The following is a 16,868-nucleotide window of genomic DNA, read 5'->3' on the forward strand; positions in this document are numbered from 1 at the left end:
AAATGAGCCATACCGCCTGTGACATCTGAAGATGTTATTCTCTACTCTACCCCATATCCCCGGATTCCCGGAAGGGTCAGTTTATCAGAGAGTTTGAAGGTCAACCAACACAGCGTTCGTCATCCAATATGCAGATTATGACAACATTCGATAAATCTATCGACATTTGGGTAATTTTTAAATAACATATGGAATGGCTTAACTACAGCGATAAAAGGTTGAAGAGTTTAGAAAGTAGGTAAAACATGAAAAAATCCACTCCTTTACGTCGCGTCGAATTCGGATATTTTCTGCTGATTGCTCTCGCCGTGGTCCAGCAGTTGTTCATATTCTGGAACATCTATGTAAATCAAAGTTTTACTTTCACGGAATTCCTGTTCAGCGTTGGCACACTGGCCGCCTTATTGATCGGCTTCTTTCTTCCGGTAGGCGTGTCGACGGTGGCGGCTTTTGTGTATCTGGTCACTTATTTCGTATGGTTGTCCACGCTGGCCCCGGTCAATGCGCTCACGCTGTCCTGGATTCTGCTGCTGCCCGCCAATACTGCCGTTGCCATCTTCATCAAACTGGCTCTGGTGCGAAGCCGCAGGTTTATCCGACGTCTCGAGCAATTAAGAAAAACAAATCCGGATATTGATATCGACACCTCTCTTGGCAGCAAGGATGCCTTCGCAGATACGCTGGTGAAACAAGCCAATCTGGCCAATCGGTATGCGGATCAGTACAGCTTCTGCATCATGATGTTTAAGCTCGATTTTCTCCCCCTGACCAGGGAGTCTGTCGGATCCCACCGTTTTGCCAAGCTGATTATGGAACTGTCGAGCACAATTCAGAAGCAGATTCGTTACGAGGACTATAAATTCTCTATTGGCGAAGGACGCTTTATCATTCTGTGCCCGCTCACCAAGCCGGAGTACCTCAAAAGCCTCATGGACCGCATCAAAATCGCCATGATGAACGTGCCCTTCCGTGACAAGAAAGGCATGTCCCTCAAGCTTGTAGTCCGCGCCGGCGGCCTTGTGTTCCAGAAGGAGCAATTCAGCCGATACGAAAATATCGATGACGTCATCTCTGCATTAGAACGGAATACCGAAACCGACCTCATCGGGGAATATATTTAATCAAGTTAAGTTGCCACCATCAATCAAAAGGAGGCTTGCAGCCGATGTCGTATACCAACTGGTTTATCCCTCTGTGCATCGGGGTCAGCATCATGTTCTCCATAGCCATCATCATTCTGACGATTTCCACCTTAAGCTTCCGTTCGAAAGTCAAACGAAAATACGATCGGGGGAAGTTCAGTGACTGACTTTTTCCTGGTCATCTCCATTATCAGTATATGGATTGCCGTGCTGGAATCGATCATTATCATGGCCGGGGCCATCGTGTTCATTCATAAACAAAACCGGCAGAAGCTGGTGAATCCGAGCAATCTGGAGGATTTCCCCACCGTGACGGTCATGGTGCCCGCGCATAACGAGGAATTGGTCATCCAGGCAACGGTAGAGCACATTCTGCAGATGAATTACCCGCATCACAAAATGCAGGTGATTGTCATCGCCGACAATTGCAAGGATCATACGGTCGAGCGCTTAATGGCGCTGAAAGCCAATGAACATTACCGGGACCGCGACTTTCTTATTCTGGAGAGAACCGGAACCGGCGGCAAATCAGGCGCCCTGAACGATGCGCTCAAGGGCAACAGGCGAATGGATCTGTGTCTACGACGCGGATGCCGCACCCGAGAAAAATGCGCTGTTATTCCTGACGCAGAAAGCGATGGAGCAGCCCGAACGCTACGGGGCCGTCTTCGGCCGCAACAAGGCCCGGAACCGCGGACAGAATTTTCTGTCCCGCTGTATCAATCTGGAGCTGGTGACCATTCAGCGCGTACATCATACCGGGTTATGGCAGCTGTTTAAGCTGGGTACCATTCCCGGCACGAACTTTATCGTGAAAACCGCGCTCATTCAGGACATCGGCGGATGGGATGAGCATGCGATCACCGAAGATACCGCAATTTCGTTCGAGATCCTGACAAGAGGCCAGCTGATTGCGCTGGCACCCCAAGCCGAAGCTTATCAGCAAGAGCCCGAGGACCTGAAGGTGTACATGAAGCAGCGTGAACGCTGGGCCAAAGGCAACTACAGCGTCGTCACAGATAACATTCATCATCTGTTCGATCGGACAAGCTGGCGGATTAAGCTGCATGTGCTGTATTATGCGGCCAGTTACTTCTGGTTTATGATTGCCATCATCATCTCGGATATTATTTTTGTGACCAATATTGTGTATCAAATCATCGCGCTGTTTAATCCGGCCGTCGTCTCTCCCTTCAGGTTTGAGGGCGATGTCTATATGTATCTCATTATTGCCTGGGCCTTAATGTATTACATCTACGTCCTGCAGATTAACCTGGCGCTCGCAACGGACATCGGCCAGAGCAACACACGTAACTTCATTCTATCCTGCGTGTCGTACTTCACCTACGCCCAGCTGTTTCTTGTTATATCCGTTAAGGCCTTCTACTCCATGATCGTGGATAAAATCACGGGCAGGGAGTCCAAATGGTATAAGACGGAGCGGTTTGGATAGGAGAGTCCCCACGTATCTACGTTTAAAATAAGAAGAAAGGGATTACCATGATACATGGCGACCCTTTCTTCTTGTTTCATTATGTTTATTGTGTAAGGGCGTTACACAGTCACCGAAACTTTAATTTTCTCTCAGCTTTTTCTGCTCATTACGAAGTTTCGCAGGTGTCACATCATTTCCGGCGGGATCCACGATGCTTAATCCCGAAAAGGTGCTTAGCACCTGTCCGCGAATTTCACGCAGATAGTCCGTGCGTAAAACTTGCTGTTCGGCTTTTTCCGCAGCAGTGAGTGTGCCCTCCCGCTGTTTTTTAGCCAATTCATTAATCCGGGTTAAGCTTTGAATCATGATATCCCTCTTTTCCATATGATTTTGATCAAACAGTTATCTTAATATAAAGATATAATAAACCAAGATATTTGTCAACCCCTGCCAGCATTCATTATCGACAGGCGCATTTGTGATTTTTTCCCTACCCAAAGTCTCTTCACTTCCTTAAACTTGGTGTTTAAGGTTTATTTATTTACAAATCGTGGTTAATGTTAGTATTGAAAACTTTGCGTTCGCAGCATAATAAAAATACGGGTTCTGATTCCTTAGGAAAAATTACTTATGCCTTTCTGACAGAACATGAAATATAATAGAGGAACTTAACTTTAATCAACTGGGGGAACATCTATGAAATCTCAGCTCAACAACCCAGCTTCAACAGGAAAAAATGATCGGTTTTCCTCTGCTGGATTTATTCTGGCCGCGATCGGGAGCTCTGTCGGCCTCGGAAACATGTGGAAGTTCCCTTACATTACGGGAGAACATGGCGGTGCAGCATTCTTCCTGCTCTTTATCGTCTGTCTCATCGTGATCGGTTTGCCTGTCCTGCTGGCAGAACTCGCCATTGGACGAGCTGGCCGCGGGAGTGCCGCAACTTCCTTTGTCAAAGCGGGCGGACCGAAAGCCTTCGGGCACCTGGGATTGCTCCAGGTTATTGCACCATTTCTCATTCTGACCTTCTATGTCATTGTGGCAGGCTGGACGCTTCATTATGCGGTCATGTCATTTAGCGGCAATCTGTATAACAACACCGATTTCGGTGGCCAATTTACTGCGTTTACGGAAGGTTACATGCCGATTATATGGCAAATCGTCGCTATTGCGATCTCAGGATGGGTGGTAGCTAAAGGCATCTCCGGAGGAATCGAAAAATTCAACAAGGTTCTGATCCCGGGCCTGATCATTCTGTTGATCGTATTAATGATCCGCGCGGTAACCTTGCCTGGAGCCGGCGAAGGCGTATCCTTCTTCTTAAATCCTGATTTCTCGAAGCTGAGCCCGGAAGCGGCGCTGGTCGCGTTGGGACACGCCTTCTTCTCCCTCTCGCTTGGGATGGGGATTCTGTTGACCTACGGCGCTTATGTGGATAAGCGGCAATCGCTAGGTCCGGCAACCCTCGCCATCGGCGCGGGCGACCTGATTTATGCGTTTATTGCCGGGCTTATTATATTCCCGACAACCGCTTCCTTCGGGATCGAGCCCAATGCCGGCCCTTCTCTTGTCTTCATTGCCTTGCCGGCTGCCTTCTCGGCCATGCCGCTGGGTTCTTTTTTCGGGGGATTGTTCTTCATACTTCTAGCCATCGCCGCCTTAACCTCTTCCGTCTCATTGATGGAGGTCCCAACCTCTTATGTCATGGACCGCTGGAATTGGGGACGTACCAAAGCTGTATTGGTCATCGGCGCGCTGGTTATGCTGGTCGGTCTACCCTCCGCGTTGTCATTCGGCATCGTACCCGGGCTTACCGATATCGGCGGCAAAAACTTCTTTGACTGGCTGGATTTCGTCACATCGAATATTCTGCTTCCGCTCGGGGGTCTGATCACCACTATCTTTGCAGGGTACTTCTGGAAGAGAGCGGCAGATGCGGCAGGCCTTAAAGCCGGCTGGTTCCGGGTATGGCTGTTCATGCTCCGTTATATCGCGCCGGTTCTCGTATTACTGGTGCTGCTCCATACCACGGGCGTGATCAAGTTCGATTAATTGGCTGCCAAGGCAATCTCATCGCCACATGATGGGGGCGAATGGGGTTGCCTTTTTCTATATCCTTGCCCATTCATATTCATCTTCCTGTATTACATTCTATTATTCTATCGTTATCAATCCAGCAAGGAATTTGTAAAAAAGGGCGGGCTAGTAATGAATTTTGAGTATGCATTTGGTGTTGGATTAACCCTTATTCAATACCTCCTACTGTTCTTCTGGGCATATTGGATGCTGATCAGTCTCTTTGGCTTTGGAAAACCCAAGAGACTGAAAGAACATAAGCCTTTAAAAAGATTTCTTCTGATGATTCCTGCACACAACGAAGAAGCGGTTATCGGACACCTTGTAGAGAATCTTCATAACATGGATTACCCGAAGGAGCTCTATGAAGTGTGCGTTATTGCTGATGGATGTAAGGATAAAACAAGTAAGATCGCTGGAAAACTTGGTGCTACCGTTATTGAACATACATACCTGCCAGGAGAGCAAAAGGGGAAACCTTACGGAATCAAATACGCAATTGAGCAGTATGGCGACAGGTTAATCGATGATTTTGACGGTATCGCCTTCTTCGATGCCGACAACCTCGTCTCGTTGAACTATTTAAGGGAAATGAATAACCACTTGTTGAACGGAGATCAATTAATACAATGTTACCTGGATTCCAAGAATCCAGATGACAACTGGGTGACCATAGGTTACTCCGTAAGCTACATTTTCATGAACCGCTCTTGGCAGCTTGCCAAGTCCAGATTGGGGTTAGGAAACGCGATCGGTGGAACCGGGTTCTGCGTAGACACGACTCTATTCAAAACGATCGGTTGGACCGCTCGATCCTTAACGGAAGACCTTGAGTTTACTATGCAGTGTTTGCTTGAAGGAGTACCAGCTACATGGTGCCACTTTGCGCGCGTGTACGATGAAAAGCCGGAAAGCTTCAAATCTTCCTGCATTCAGCGTCTCCGATGGGCAAGAGGGCATTGGGATGTCTGCTTCAAATACGCTCACAAATTAATTTGGAGATTCATTAGCAAGCTGGACTTCAAAGCTTTTGATGGTTTTATGTACCTTATTAATCCTGGCAAAATTGTTTTGAGTGCAGCAACAGGTCTCCTTGTTCTCATGTCTATGGCTACCGACTTATTAGATGCTCATCATTTGATTCCTTGGCAAGTTTGGATGATGTGCTTGTTATTCCAATTCATTTATGTAGGATACGCACAGTTTCTTGACTCGAAAAATAAAGTAAGCCTCTTTCGGAGCTATGCATACCTGTACTTCTTCAATCTAACTTACGTCCCGCTGTTCCTTTGGTCACTCATTACGATGAAGAACGTGAATTGGAATCCTACAAAGCATACAAGAGCTATTCATTTGAGCGATATTGAAGTAGAAAAATAAATGTGAAGCGAATGGCAAAGAAACACCGCTTTGAGTAAATATATAAAAACGAAATGCTATATCATATTAACTGCGATCTCTACTTGAATAATGAAGCAGTTATCCATTCAAAAGAAAAACAACAAACCATGCGCTCGCATTTACCCGAGCACATGGTTTGTTCATGTATATCTATAGCGGACAAGAATACAAATATATCACTCTCACTGACTCTTTACAGGACCGGTAGATGCTCCAACCACCAATTCCGCAGGCAATCGCTTCTCGACTGCTACATCATCGTGATTCATGATGCCAAGTACCGTCTCAATCGCCAGCCTCCCCATTTCTTCCTCGTTCTGCCGCATATGGGTAAACAAATAGCCCTCACCGATATTCAGCTGCGGACTGTCAAAGCATACGATGGATAAATCCTCCGGCACCCGCAAACCGAGGCGCTCTGCAGCTACCTTGGCCAGCAATGCAATGTTATATTCGATCGCAAAAAAGGCAGTAATCGCCGGGTTATCCTGCAAGTGCTGCACGATCCGCTGGATTTCCCGTTCAATATTGCTCTCATGGAAGGCATTGGGCAAAGTGGCCGTCACGTCACTAATCCAGATCTCCTTATCAAACGCGATGCCCCGGGCGGCATGAGCCTGCACGAACCCTTCAATCCGCTCTTCAACCGCTGTCGTGTCCCTCGGCGGAGGAGACAGCAGGGATATATAACGGTGTCCCAAATCAAATAAATGCTCCACTACCTGAACGGCTGCTCCCAGATTATCTGTACTGATGGAAGCCGCTGCTACTCCCTTCAGCTTGCGATCAATCAGAACAAGCGGAAAACGGGCAATGACCAGCTTCAATATTTCGGCATTGAAATATTCCCCCTGAGCGGGAAACACGATGAGACCGTTCACGCCGAGATTGCGCAGCTTCTGAATGGATAATTCCTCATTATCCTGGTCTCCAAACGTTCTGCGCAGTACCAGAAAACAGTCATTCTCCCTCGAATACTGCTCCATGCTGTAGACAAGGCGTGTTCCGTAGCTTGAAGAAAAATCTGTAATGACAAGACCGATCATCTTCTCTTGGCTAGCTGCTCTGACAACTCCGCCTTCTGAGGAAAATGATTCCCTCTGTGCCACGGGCTCATCCGGGTCAGCTACGAAGGATCCCTTGCCCGGTTTACGCACAATCACGCCTTCAGCCGCCAGCATATCTAATGCCTTCTTGCTTGTAATTCGACTAACTCCGTATTCGTCCGCGAGTTCCTTCTCCGAAGGAACTTTATCGCCAATGCGGAAAATATGTGTGGAAATCTTTCGCTTCATCTCGTTAAAAATCTGTTCATACATCGGCTTTGCGGAAGCTGCATCTTTCAAATTGATATCCCTCCAACGGCACTCCAAAACATGCTAATTCATATAACAATATAACATGATATGTTTAATTTGTCCATGTTGCGCGGATAACCGCTTACATAAATAATCAGATCATCATTCCCCTCTAAACAATCCCATACATGACAAAACAGCGCCGTATGATCTTTCGCTCCGAAAGATTCATGCAATAGCGCTGTTCCCTGTCGATACCTACTCCGTGTATTGAACTATTCCTTCACGGCCCCCAGGACGATTCCGTGGATTAAATAACGCTGCAAAAATGGATAGATGAGCAGAATTGGAATCATGGAGACCAGAATTTTGGCAGAGTTCAGGGTCGTGTTGGAGATTTTATTGAACTGCTGAAGCTGTTCGACCGAGAGATTCTGCATCTGGTCGCGCGTCAGGCTGAGCTGCTGGAGATAGGTCTGAAGCGGTATTTTCTCGCTGTCATTGATCAGGATGATCCCGTCAAAAAAATTGTTCCAGTGACCGACGATGACAAACAGCGTAATGGTCGCCAGACTGGGCATGGAGATCGGGATGAAGATCTTGAGCAGGATTTTCAGCGGACCGGCACCGTCTATGAATGCAGCCTCCTCCAGCTCCTTCGGAATGCCCTTGAAGAAGTTCATCAGGAGAATCACGTTGAAGACTGGAACCGCACCCGGCAGAACCAACGCCCAGATGCTGTTGATCAACCCCAGCTTGCTGATCACCATATACCAGGGGACGATTCCTCCACTGAAGAGCATGGTAAACACGATAATCCACATGTATTTGTTTCTCGATCGGAACTGCGTGACGCTCCGTGACAATGGGTAAGCCATAAGGATGGTTAAGATCATGTTGATCGCTCCCCCAAGCAGCACCCGTTCCACGGATATGAGGAACGCCTTCCAAAACTTCGCGTCGTTCAGGATCTGCCCGTAGGAAGAGAAGTTCAGCTCCACCGGGAAGAAATAGACGCGTCCTGCATTAACGGCCGCACTGCTGCTGACGGACACCATGATCGTGTTGACGATGGGGGCCAGCGACACAAACGTAATGAGCACCAAAGCGAACATAATCATCAGGCGGGATAGCCTGGATCCTAATGTTTTCGATTGAATCATGCTAACCCTCCTAGAAAATTCTGTACCCCGCATACCTCGATGCCAGCCTGTAGGAAATCACGATCAGTACAAAGCTGATAACCGACTTCATCAGTCCAATCGCGGTTGCAAATGAATACTGCATATTGATCAGACCCATGCGGTACACAAATGTATCGATAATATCACCCGTCTCGTAGACCAGCGGATTATACAGGTTGAACACCTGGTCAAATCCCGCATTGAGCACATTGCCGAGACTCAGCGTGCCCAGCAGGATGATCGTCGGAAACATGCCCGGCAGCGTGATATTCAGGGTCTGCTTCCAGCGGCTTGCGCCGTCCATTGCGGCGGATTCATACAAAGCCGGATTAATCGCCGTCAATGCAGCCAAATACACAATCGTCCCGTAACCGAATTCCTTCCAGGTATCCGTCACGATGAGCAGCGGCCTGAACCAGTCGTTGCTTGCCAGAAACATGATCCGCTCCAGCCCCAGAAACTCAAGGAAATTGTTAATCATGCCGTCAAAGGAAAAGATCATGGTCAGCATCGTGCCCAGGACCACCCATGACATAAAATGCGGCAAATACACAATGGTTTGAATCGTGCTTTTGAAAAGCTTCAGACGCACCTCATTAAGCAGCAAGGCGAATACGATCGGCACAATCAATCCGAGAACAATCTTCCCGACCGCGATGACCAGCGTATTGACGAAGATCTGCTTGGCATCCGGCAATTGAAACATATACGTGAAATTGTCGAGACCTGCCCATGCGGAACCGAGTATTCCTTTTGCGGGGATGAACTTCTGAAAAGCCATGACCACCCCGAACATCGGCACAATCGAGAAAATGAACAGCATGGCCATGCCAGGCAGCAGCATCGCATGATAGGTCATTTCGTCAAAGGTTTTACGTTTCTTTTTCCTACGGTATCGTACTTCCAGCTCTTGATTGACGGTTGTTTCCACTTGCGCCATCGTCCGCTTCACCTCCATCATGTCCCTGTCAGGACAAGCCTTATCGAATAAAAAAGCCCGCGCGGCTGACCACCATAGCCCTCCGCGCCAAGGCCCATGCTATCTTTATCTACTGCTCATCTCGTTGACCTCTTCCGTAATCTCATCGCCTCCGGTACGCTTCCAGGTGTCCACGAACTTATCGAATTCATCAACGGGAGCTTGTCCCATAATAATTTTCAATATGGTCTCCTCTTCGAGCTTTTGGAGGTTGGCCCACTTCAGCTTCATCGTCTCGGTGGTTCCATAGAAGCCGGCAGGAATCACTTCCAGATTCGGATTGTTCGCTTCGCGCTGACCTTCAATGCGGGAGAGGTATTCGCCGTATGTGTTCACGTCGATGGCATTTCCTTTTTCCTTGAATTCCTGATACGCCTTGAAGGACACCACCCGATCTTCCTGCACGGAGGAAGCATCACCGGATTCATCCGCCTTCATCAGATCCTCGTAATAACGTTTCAACACATCGTCATAGTCCACTTGCATCGGAATTTGTGTCGGATCATTATTCCAGCGGCTTGCGTCTGTCAGCATCTCATCGGGGTGCTCTTTCTTATAATTGACCGCATCATCGGTTAAGGAGTACAGGAAATCCGTTGTTAGATTGACCGATTTCATGATCGCTTCGGGATGGGCGAAATCCTTCTTGACTACGACGATACCGCCGCCCACCGGATCCTGACGGATGGTCTTGAACTTGCCGTTCTCATCCACGGGTGCCGATACAGCAACCCAGACAGCATCGGGATCCTGCTTGATGGAATCCTTGTAGTTGGTGTAGCCGATCCACCATGGGTTAAACAGTATCCCTGCCTGCCCGTTGATCACAAGCGCTTCCTTCTCTTCATTCGTTCGGACGGCGAACTGTTTATCAATCAGACCTTCTTTGTACATGGCGCTCAGCTCCGCCAACGCTTGCTTCATCTCGGGCTGAACCGATCCATACACAACCTGGCCATCCTTCTCGATCCAATTCATTGGAAAAGCACCGCGTGCAGCAAAAACGGGTGTAAAGTTCATGGCATTGGCATCCATCACCATCCCAACCGTTTTGCCTGTTCCCGAGGCGTCTTTCTCTACGAACGTTCTGGCGAGATTCCATACATCCTCAACGGATTCCGGCATCTGTGCGCCGACTTTATCCACCCAGTCCTTCCGTACCCACAGCAGTTGGTGCTGGTTTCCGATATTCGTCATCGGAAGGCCCATGATTTTACCGTCCACCTTGACTTGGTCCAGCAGCAAGTCGCCATAAGAAGCGTAGATATTCTTGACGCCGTCGGATGCGGTCTTCTCGTACACCTCCGTCATATCGGCAATCAGGTCGTTATCCACCAGCTGGTTGAAGATATCGCGGCTGACCAGCATCACATCCGGCAGATCGCCCGTTGTCATCGACAGCGACAGCTTCTGATCCATATCGTCCGTCTCCCAAGCCACCTTAGCTTTTACGTTCACCCGGTCTTCCACATAGCGGGTAGCCAAATTGTCCTCAATCGTATCGCCGGGAGGCAGGTTGTTCACATGATTGGTATTCCGGCCGATCGTAAATTCCACCGGCGTTTCGTATTTCCCGTAAGGCTCAAAGTCCTGTTCTGAAATTTGCGGCTGTGCGCTGTCCCCAGCGCTCCCGCCGCAGCCGCTGAATACAGTCAGCATCATGCACCCGAGCAGCAGCGAAGCCATCTTTTTACGCTTATTCATCCTGTCATCCCCTTTTCTCTCGTTTTGTTGATAACCAAATTGTATGCGGTTTCATAATTGGCGTATATGCAACATTTTTTGGATATGTATCACTTTTTTCATGACCTTCCTTGTTCTCAACTTCAAACCCCAAAAAAGCGGCTGCCTCAGCACACCGCTTTCATTATCAACACGATGGATAATGGATGGAATAACGCTCGCTGTTCAGCAGGCCGGAATAACCATGGATACTTCCGTTCCGCTGCCTGGTTCGCTATGAATATCGAGTCCGTAATCCAGTCCGTAATACAGCTTGATCCGGTCGTTCACGTTCCGAACGCCGCAGCCGCCGCTCTCCCCGGCCAGCAGCCTCGCCGCCTGCGCGGGAGTCATGCCCACCCCGTTATCGCTGACGATAAGTTTCATGCCCCCTTCGACCCGGCTAACCCCAATATGAATGTGGTAATCTGCCCCTCCAGTCTCCACAAAACCGTGCTTGATGGCATTCTCCACGATCGGCTGCAGAATAAAATGAATGATCTCGGTATCTAATACTTCTTCATCGATATGGTAATCCACGTCAAATCGGCCATCGTTCATGATAAGCTGCAAATCCAGATAAGCCTTGATGTGCTGCACCTCATCCTTGATCGTAGCCAACTGTCTCCCCTGATTCAGCGTCGTTCTATAGAACCGGGCCAATGCCGATACCATATAACTCGTTTCGATATCCGCTTTCTTCTCGGCCCTCCACCGAATAAAGGAGAGGGTGTTGTATAGGAAGTGCGGATTAATCTGATTAATCAGCTTGTTATATTCGCTTTCCCTCTTGGCGATTTCCGCTTGATACACCTGGGAGATTAGACTGTTAATCCGTTTCAGCATTTTGCCGATGCCATTGGTCAACTCGCCGAACTCGTCCCGAGATGAGCTCTGGATAATCACCTCGAGGTTATTCTGCTCCACCTTGTCTACCTTGTTCTTGATATGGATAATTCGGCGTGTAAAGTTGTTGGAGATCACATAAATGAGCAGAAATGTAATGATCAAGCTGAGGATCATGACAAACAACGTAATTTGAAAAATACCCAGTGCATTTGCATATGCATTCGTATTCAGCAGATTATAGTGAATCGTCCATCCATTATTCGCGAGCGACCGGCTTAGGTTCAGACCGCCCGTCTCCCCACTCTCCAAATCGGCTGAAGCATCGGACTCCTTCCTTTCCTTGAAAATCACACGCTGCTCAGCATCCTCGATATGAACCGCTACATGCTCCGACAGTTTGTCCATATCAGCAAAGATGCTGTCATGCTGAATGGAAATCACCATGAAATTGCTGTCCTTGGGATTGCTGATCAATTCCTGGACGAGATACAACTTCTCCCCGTCCACAATCCAGCGCCTTCCGCGAAATCCATCGTACCAAGACTTGCTCTTGAGTTCCCCGATGGGCAAAATATTATCGCGAATCCCGAGCAGTTCTCCGGATGTATAAAAGGTAATGGCCTCAATATCATCATCCATTAGCCGAATGTTCGAGATCAATGGCTCCAGAATGTCCCGGAAATCCAGGTACATGTTAAAATAGTTCTCTTCATAGTCCTTAATGAAAATTTGCGATAACTCCCGGTTCAGTACCATGAACTCGCTCAGCGTATTGTACCGGTTGATCTTATAGTCCATTATGTTGGCCACCTGTTCTAGGCTCGCTTCCGCTTCGCTCCGTAATTCCTTCATCTGAATGCGGTAGGACTGGATGAAGGAGAGCAGTCCTAGCAATAGAATCGGAATGAGTGCAATGATGAGATGGGACAACAGCAGCTTGTTGCGGAACCGGATATCATTGAACTTGCTCTTTATCCATCCGATCATGGAGCACCCCGCACTCTCTGTATTGTAATGGACTTACGCCGAACTTGCTCTTGAACAGCTTGGCAAAATAAGAGTGGTTGTCGATACCCACCGCTCCTGCAATATCATTGACTTTCATATTTGAGTGTTTCAGTAGATAGCTTGCCCTCCGCAGGCGGTAGTCGGTCAAATACTTCGAGAAGTTCTCCCCGGTTTCTTTTTTAAATAAAATACTCAAATACCCCGGAGACAGGTACACATCCTCGGCGGCATCCGACAACGAAATATCCCGCTGGTGATGATCCTTCACATAATCTTTAACCTGACGGATGACCTTCGATTCGATCGTAACCTGTTCAAGCTCCCCGCCATAAGGACTGATCTGTGTAATATCCTCCATCACCTGCAGAAACTCTTCCCTGACAAGCGGTTTGAGCAAGTAATTTACCACGCCCAATCGGATAGCGCTGCGGGCATACTCAAATTCGTCATACCCGCTGCAGATGACAATTTTTAAATCCTGCTGGGTCTTTCGGGCTTGCTTGCTCAGTTCCAGTCCGTCCATAAGAGGCATTCTGACGTCGGTGATCAGGATGTCAATCGCGTTTTGCAGCAGAATTCGCTTTGCACTCATTCCGTTCTCGGCTTCCAATACCTGAAAGGGGAAGCGGTACTGAAAGATCAAATCTTTAATGCCTTCTCTTTGAATGGACTCATCGTCAACAATAAGAACATTAAACATCAGACAATCTCCTTTGCTGGTGAAAGTATGGGGCTGATATAGGGAAATATAGGTTGTTATAATGGTATACCTGTTTTGTCGTAGTATATCACAGTTTTAAGAAAGGGCTTTCAAATTCATGTTTAAGACTGCGCAGCCGTCAAGCCTTTTGCTTCCTTCGACAATGCATGATTGCCGATTACGTGATCCGTTATTTTGAACCGGGTACCTCTTCCTTCGATGAACGAATTGAAGCAGCGGGCAAAATTGCCGAAGCCGGGTATCCGTTAGGTTTCATCATTGCCCCAATCGTCAAATATGACGGATGGCAAGAGGGATATTGGCATTTGTTACAGAAGCCTCATGCGCGATTGAGCCATGTGGAGGTCAAAGATCTGACGTTCGAGCTCATTCAGCACCGCTTTACCAAAACGGCCAAAAGCACGATTTTAAAGCGTTACCCCAAAACCATACTGAATATGGACAAGGAAGATCGGCAGTTAAAATGGGGGAGATACGGAAAGTTCAAATATGTTTATAAGGCCGAAACCGTCGGGGTTTTCTAGCAGTTGTTCGAGAGGGGGATCAGAGAATATTTTCCTTTTGCGAAAATTGCCTATTTTGTTTAATGAGAGAAACTTGAGGGGCCCGAGGCAGGGTTTATTATGTTCCTTCAACAACATAACGGACACCTCACGGTGCCCGTTATTCATATGATCTGTATCTATTTTTCATCGCAGGGTCACGATCTCTTCGTTCTTGTGATCTTGCTCGTACATCCAAACCTTAATCTCATTGATATCCATCGGCTTTCCGTAATAATAACCCTGCATGACATGGCAGCCAAGTCCGGTCAAAGAGTCGATATGCTCCTTGTTCTCTACACCTTCCGCAATGACATCCAGATTCAAATTCTCTGCCATAAGAACGATGGCGTTAACGATGGCACGCTTGCTGGGCGTGTCCAAATCATTGGTAAACTGTCGGTCCAGCTTTAAAGCATCAATTGGAATCCGGTCCAGGAGCCCAATCGAGGAATAGCCGGTTCCGAAATCATCCATGGAGACCTTAACCCCCAGGGACCTAATATTCCCAAGCTGGCGGATAATATCATTGACATCGTGCAGCACCATGGACTCCGCTATCTCAAGCTCTAATAAGCGAGGTTCCAGATTCGCCTTATCCAGCACGTTCTGAATAAGCTCCAGCAGATTGTCGCCATGGAATAAACGAACCGATAAATTCACCGAGACCGGCTGGACAATCCCTCTCTCCTGCCAAATTCTGCACTGTTTGCACGCTTCCTCAAGCGTCCATCGGGTCATCGGTATAATGAGCCCCGTCTCTTCGGCAATCGGAATGAATTCAAGCGGGGATATCACGCCTAAGCGGGGGTGCTTCCAGCGGAGCAGCGCCTCGAATCCGACCAAGCGATCACTTTGCACATTCCATTTGGGCTGATACACAATGAAGAACTCCTTCAGTTCAAGCGCTCGTTGCAGGTCCTTCTCCAATTCCATTTTGCGAACCTCTTGAAGACCCATCTCCTCGTCATAGAGGCACTGTTGATTCTTGCCGAGTCCCTTCGCTTTATACATGGCGGTATCCGCATTCTTGAGCAGCGTCGTACGGTCAGAGCTATGGACGGAGCCGATGCTGATTCCGATACTCACCGTCACATACAACTCGTTACCGTCAATATAGTACACGTTTTTTATTTGTTGGAGTATATCGTCAGCTAAATGCTGGGCGTAAACGGGGTCGCTTTGCTTTAGAATAATCAGAAATTCGTCCCCACCGATCCGGAATACCTGCTGGCCGTTTCCAATGAATTGACGCAGTCGCTTACCTACTTCTTGGACCAGCAAATCCCCAACATTGTGACCCAGCGTATCGTTGATCGCCTTAAATTGGTCCAAATCCAGAAACAGAATCGTAATCTGCTCTGTCTCGGAATTCGTCTCGAAGAATCGATTCATTTCATTGCGATTAGGCAATCCCGTGATCGTATCCTGATAGGCCAGCTTTTCCAGCACATGCCGATCAAAGAACATCGCCCCCCAGGAGATCAGCAGGATGGCAAAAATCGCGACCGTTACACCATACAGAAGCAGAAAATCCACAGACTGCGGTTGCTGCGTAAGCATACCGGCATGAGCCTCAAACCGTGCAGCTTTCATTCCTGTATAATGCATTCCGCATACGGCGAAGCCCATGACAACCGCCGAACCCCACTTGAGAAAGCTGGATTTGGGATGATTCCGAAAACGGAGAAACAATAATAAAGCCGCATAGGAGGCTACCAATGCAATGATGGCGGACAGTACCCAAATGCCGGGATCATAACTAATTTCGGCATGTATGACCATGGCCTCCATTCCCATGTAATGCATGGCAACGATGCCGCTTCCCATAATGAAGCCGCCAATGGCGATTTTGAACCAGTTAATATTTCTGGGCATCGTAATATAAAACGCGATGAAGGAGGAAACCACGCTGACGAGCATCGACATGATGGTCAGAAAGACATCGTATCTCACATTCATATTCATGTGCATCGCCAGCATGCCGACAAAATGCATGGACCAAATGCCGCTTCCCATGACCATGGCCCCGCCGAATAGCCAAAAAAACTTGGATTTGCCGTTCGCATCCGAAATTTTCGACGTAATATTTAAAGCCGAGTATGAAGCAAGTATAGCAATCGCAATTGAGAGCCCAACAATATAATAGTTATAATTGCCGTCCATCTGAGCTGTACACACCCCTTTTGTGAGTAATTCTTAAGTCCTATGAAGATCATACGTTTAACTAGCGGATAACGTTTCTATTAATTCACGGTGACTCGCCCGGTTCATATCAGAAAAAGCAATGTTTATTTCCGCGGCTTCCCAGCCCTGCACCATATCCATATTATATCTTTAGTAACTATTCAATTTCTCGACAAACAGAGAAATGTTCGAACGCTCCCGAATTGAGATGAGTCTAAAGCACTAAATTATTCTGCGGGTATCTCGACTTATCCTCTGCCCTATGAGAAATGATGAGCGACAACACTCTATTTGGAAAATAAAAAAGCTGCAGGGCCTTTATTA

13 protein-coding genes and 1 pseudogene are annotated in these 16,868 nt (G+C 47.8%); 6 read left to right on the plus strand and 8 right to left on the minus strand.

The genetic code is table 11. The annotated features are described in order from the left end of the window. Positions 1–245 precede the first annotated feature (245 nt). From M4D81_RS12980 to M4D81_RS12990, 3 genes and pseudogenes are all read left to right on the plus strand, one after another. Entirely contained in the window at positions 246–1,121 is an 876-nt protein-coding gene (locus M4D81_RS12980) for a diguanylate cyclase domain-containing protein (RefSeq protein ID WP_260066751.1), read from the plus strand. Between the two features lie 44 nt (positions 1,122–1,165). Continuing rightward, positions 1,166–1,309, plus strand: coding sequence for a hypothetical protein (locus M4D81_RS12985; RefSeq protein WP_260066752.1), 144 nt, complete (start codon positions 1,166–1,168; stop codon positions 1,307–1,309). Next, positions 1,302–2,595 (plus strand): annotated as a pseudogene (locus tag M4D81_RS12990) (glycosyltransferase family 2 protein). Before M4D81_RS12985 ends, M4D81_RS12990 begins: the two are co-directional and overlap by 8 nt. Positions 2,596–2,715: 120 nt before the next feature. On the opposite strand, the gene M4D81_RS12995 reads toward M4D81_RS12990, so the two are convergent. Further along, positions 2,716–2,943, minus strand: a complete 228-nt coding sequence (locus M4D81_RS12995; RefSeq protein ID WP_071219177.1) for a DUF896 domain-containing protein — start codon at positions 2,941–2,943, stop codon at positions 2,716–2,718. A 330-nt stretch (positions 2,944–3,273) separates the two neighbouring features. On the opposite strand from M4D81_RS12995, the gene M4D81_RS13000 reads away from it, so the two are divergent. Both M4D81_RS13000 and M4D81_RS13005 read left to right on the plus strand, forming a co-directional pair. Beyond that, positions 3,274–4,629 carry a sodium-dependent transporter gene (locus M4D81_RS13000; protein WP_260066753.1) on the plus strand — a complete coding sequence of 452 codons (1,356 nt, stop codon included), beginning with the start codon at positions 3,274–3,276 and terminating at the stop codon, positions 4,627–4,629. Positions 4,630–4,785: 156 nt separating this feature from the next. After that, the gene (locus tag M4D81_RS13005; RefSeq protein ID WP_260066754.1) at positions 4,786–6,033 is read left to right on the plus strand and encodes a glycosyltransferase family 2 protein; all 1,248 of its coding nucleotides are present in this window, start codon (positions 4,786–4,788) and stop codon (positions 6,031–6,033) included. A gap of 203 nt (positions 6,034–6,236) precedes the next feature. On the opposite strand, the gene M4D81_RS13010 is transcribed toward M4D81_RS13005, so the two are convergent. The 6 genes from M4D81_RS13010 to M4D81_RS13035 form a co-directional block, all read right to left on the minus strand. Further along, positions 6,237–7,400, minus strand: coding sequence for a GntR family transcriptional regulator (locus tag M4D81_RS13010; protein WP_083397541.1), 1,164 nt, complete (start codon positions 7,398–7,400; stop codon positions 6,237–6,239). Between the two features lie 227 nt (positions 7,401–7,627). Further along, complete coding sequence (locus M4D81_RS13015; protein WP_260066755.1) at positions 7,628–8,515, minus strand: carbohydrate ABC transporter permease; 888 nt, start codon at positions 8,513–8,515, stop codon at positions 7,628–7,630. A 10-nt stretch (positions 8,516–8,525) separates the two neighbouring features. Continuing rightward, positions 8,526–9,476 carry an ABC transporter permease gene (locus tag M4D81_RS13020; protein ID WP_083397542.1) on the minus strand — a complete coding sequence of 317 codons (951 nt, stop codon included), beginning with the start codon at positions 9,474–9,476 and terminating at the stop codon, positions 8,526–8,528. Positions 9,477–9,581: 105 nt separating this feature from the next. Further along, the gene (locus tag M4D81_RS13025; RefSeq protein ID WP_260066757.1) at positions 9,582–11,219 is read right to left on the minus strand and encodes an extracellular solute-binding protein; all 1,638 of its coding nucleotides are present in this window, start codon (positions 11,217–11,219) and stop codon (positions 9,582–9,584) included. 204 nt (positions 11,220–11,423) lie between these two features. Beyond that, on the minus strand, positions 11,424–13,073 hold the full coding sequence (locus M4D81_RS13030; RefSeq protein ID WP_071219182.1) for a sensor histidine kinase: 1,650 nt from the start codon (positions 13,071–13,073) through the stop codon (positions 11,424–11,426). Beyond that, positions 13,042–13,794: a response regulator transcription factor gene (locus M4D81_RS13035; protein WP_194540549.1), complete on the minus strand. Its 753-nt coding sequence runs from the start codon at positions 13,792–13,794 to the stop codon at positions 13,042–13,044. Before M4D81_RS13035 ends, M4D81_RS13030 begins: the two co-directional genes overlap by 32 nt. A 167-nt stretch (positions 13,795–13,961) precedes the next feature. On the opposite strand from M4D81_RS13035, the gene M4D81_RS13040 reads away from it, so the two are divergent. Further along, complete coding sequence (locus tag M4D81_RS13040) at positions 13,962–14,339, plus strand: spore photoproduct lyase family protein (RefSeq protein ID WP_397376684.1); 378 nt, start codon at positions 13,962–13,964, stop codon at positions 14,337–14,339. 165 nt (positions 14,340–14,504) lie between these two features. On the opposite strand, the gene M4D81_RS13045 is transcribed toward M4D81_RS13040, so the two are convergent. Next, positions 14,505–16,523, minus strand: a complete 2,019-nt coding sequence (locus M4D81_RS13045) for a bifunctional diguanylate cyclase/phosphodiesterase (protein ID WP_260066758.1) — start codon at positions 16,521–16,523, stop codon at positions 14,505–14,507. Between the last annotated feature and the right edge of the window lie 345 nt (positions 16,524–16,868).

Source organism: Paenibacillus sp. p3-SID867 (assembly GCF_025142895.1).
GTDB lineage: Bacteria > Bacillota > Bacilli > Paenibacillales > Paenibacillaceae > Paenibacillus_AQ.

What these genes read in the sequence shown, in the direction of transcription:
- M4D81_RS12980 (WP_260066751.1), top strand. Translation starts at nt 246, where the DNA reads ATGAAAAAATCCACTCCTTTACGTCGCGTCGAATTCGGATATTTTCTG.
- M4D81_RS13020 (WP_083397542.1), bottom strand. Translation starts at nt 9,476, where the DNA reads ATGGCGCAAGTGGAAACAACCGTCAATCAAGAGCTGGAAGTACGATAC.
- M4D81_RS13035 (WP_194540549.1), bottom strand. Translation starts at nt 13,794, where the DNA reads ATGTTTAATGTTCTTATTGTTGACGATGAGTCCATTCAAAGAGAAGGC.
- M4D81_RS12995 (WP_071219177.1), bottom strand. Translation starts at nt 2,943, where the DNA reads ATGATTCAAAGCTTAACCCGGATTAATGAATTGGCTAAAAAACAGCGG.
- M4D81_RS13025 (WP_260066757.1), bottom strand. Translation starts at nt 11,219, where the DNA reads ATGAATAAGCGTAAAAAGATGGCTTCGCTGCTGCTCGGGTGCATGATG.
- M4D81_RS13030 (WP_071219182.1), bottom strand. Translation starts at nt 13,073, where the DNA reads ATGATCGGATGGATAAAGAGCAAGTTCAATGATATCCGGTTCCGCAAC.
- M4D81_RS13015 (WP_260066755.1), bottom strand. Translation starts at nt 8,515, where the DNA reads ATGATTCAATCGAAAACATTAGGATCCAGGCTATCCCGCCTGATGATT.
- M4D81_RS13040 (WP_397376684.1), top strand. Translation starts at nt 13,962, where the DNA reads ATGATTGCCGATTACGTGATCCGTTATTTTGAACCGGGTACCTCTTCC.
- M4D81_RS12985 (WP_260066752.1), top strand. Translation starts at nt 1,166, where the DNA reads ATGTCGTATACCAACTGGTTTATCCCTCTGTGCATCGGGGTCAGCATC.
- M4D81_RS13005 (WP_260066754.1), top strand. Translation starts at nt 4,786, where the DNA reads ATGAATTTTGAGTATGCATTTGGTGTTGGATTAACCCTTATTCAATAC.
- M4D81_RS13000 (WP_260066753.1), top strand. Translation starts at nt 3,274, where the DNA reads ATGAAATCTCAGCTCAACAACCCAGCTTCAACAGGAAAAAATGATCGG.
- M4D81_RS13045 (WP_260066758.1), bottom strand. Translation starts at nt 16,523, where the DNA reads ATGGACGGCAATTATAACTATTATATTGTTGGGCTCTCAATTGCGATT.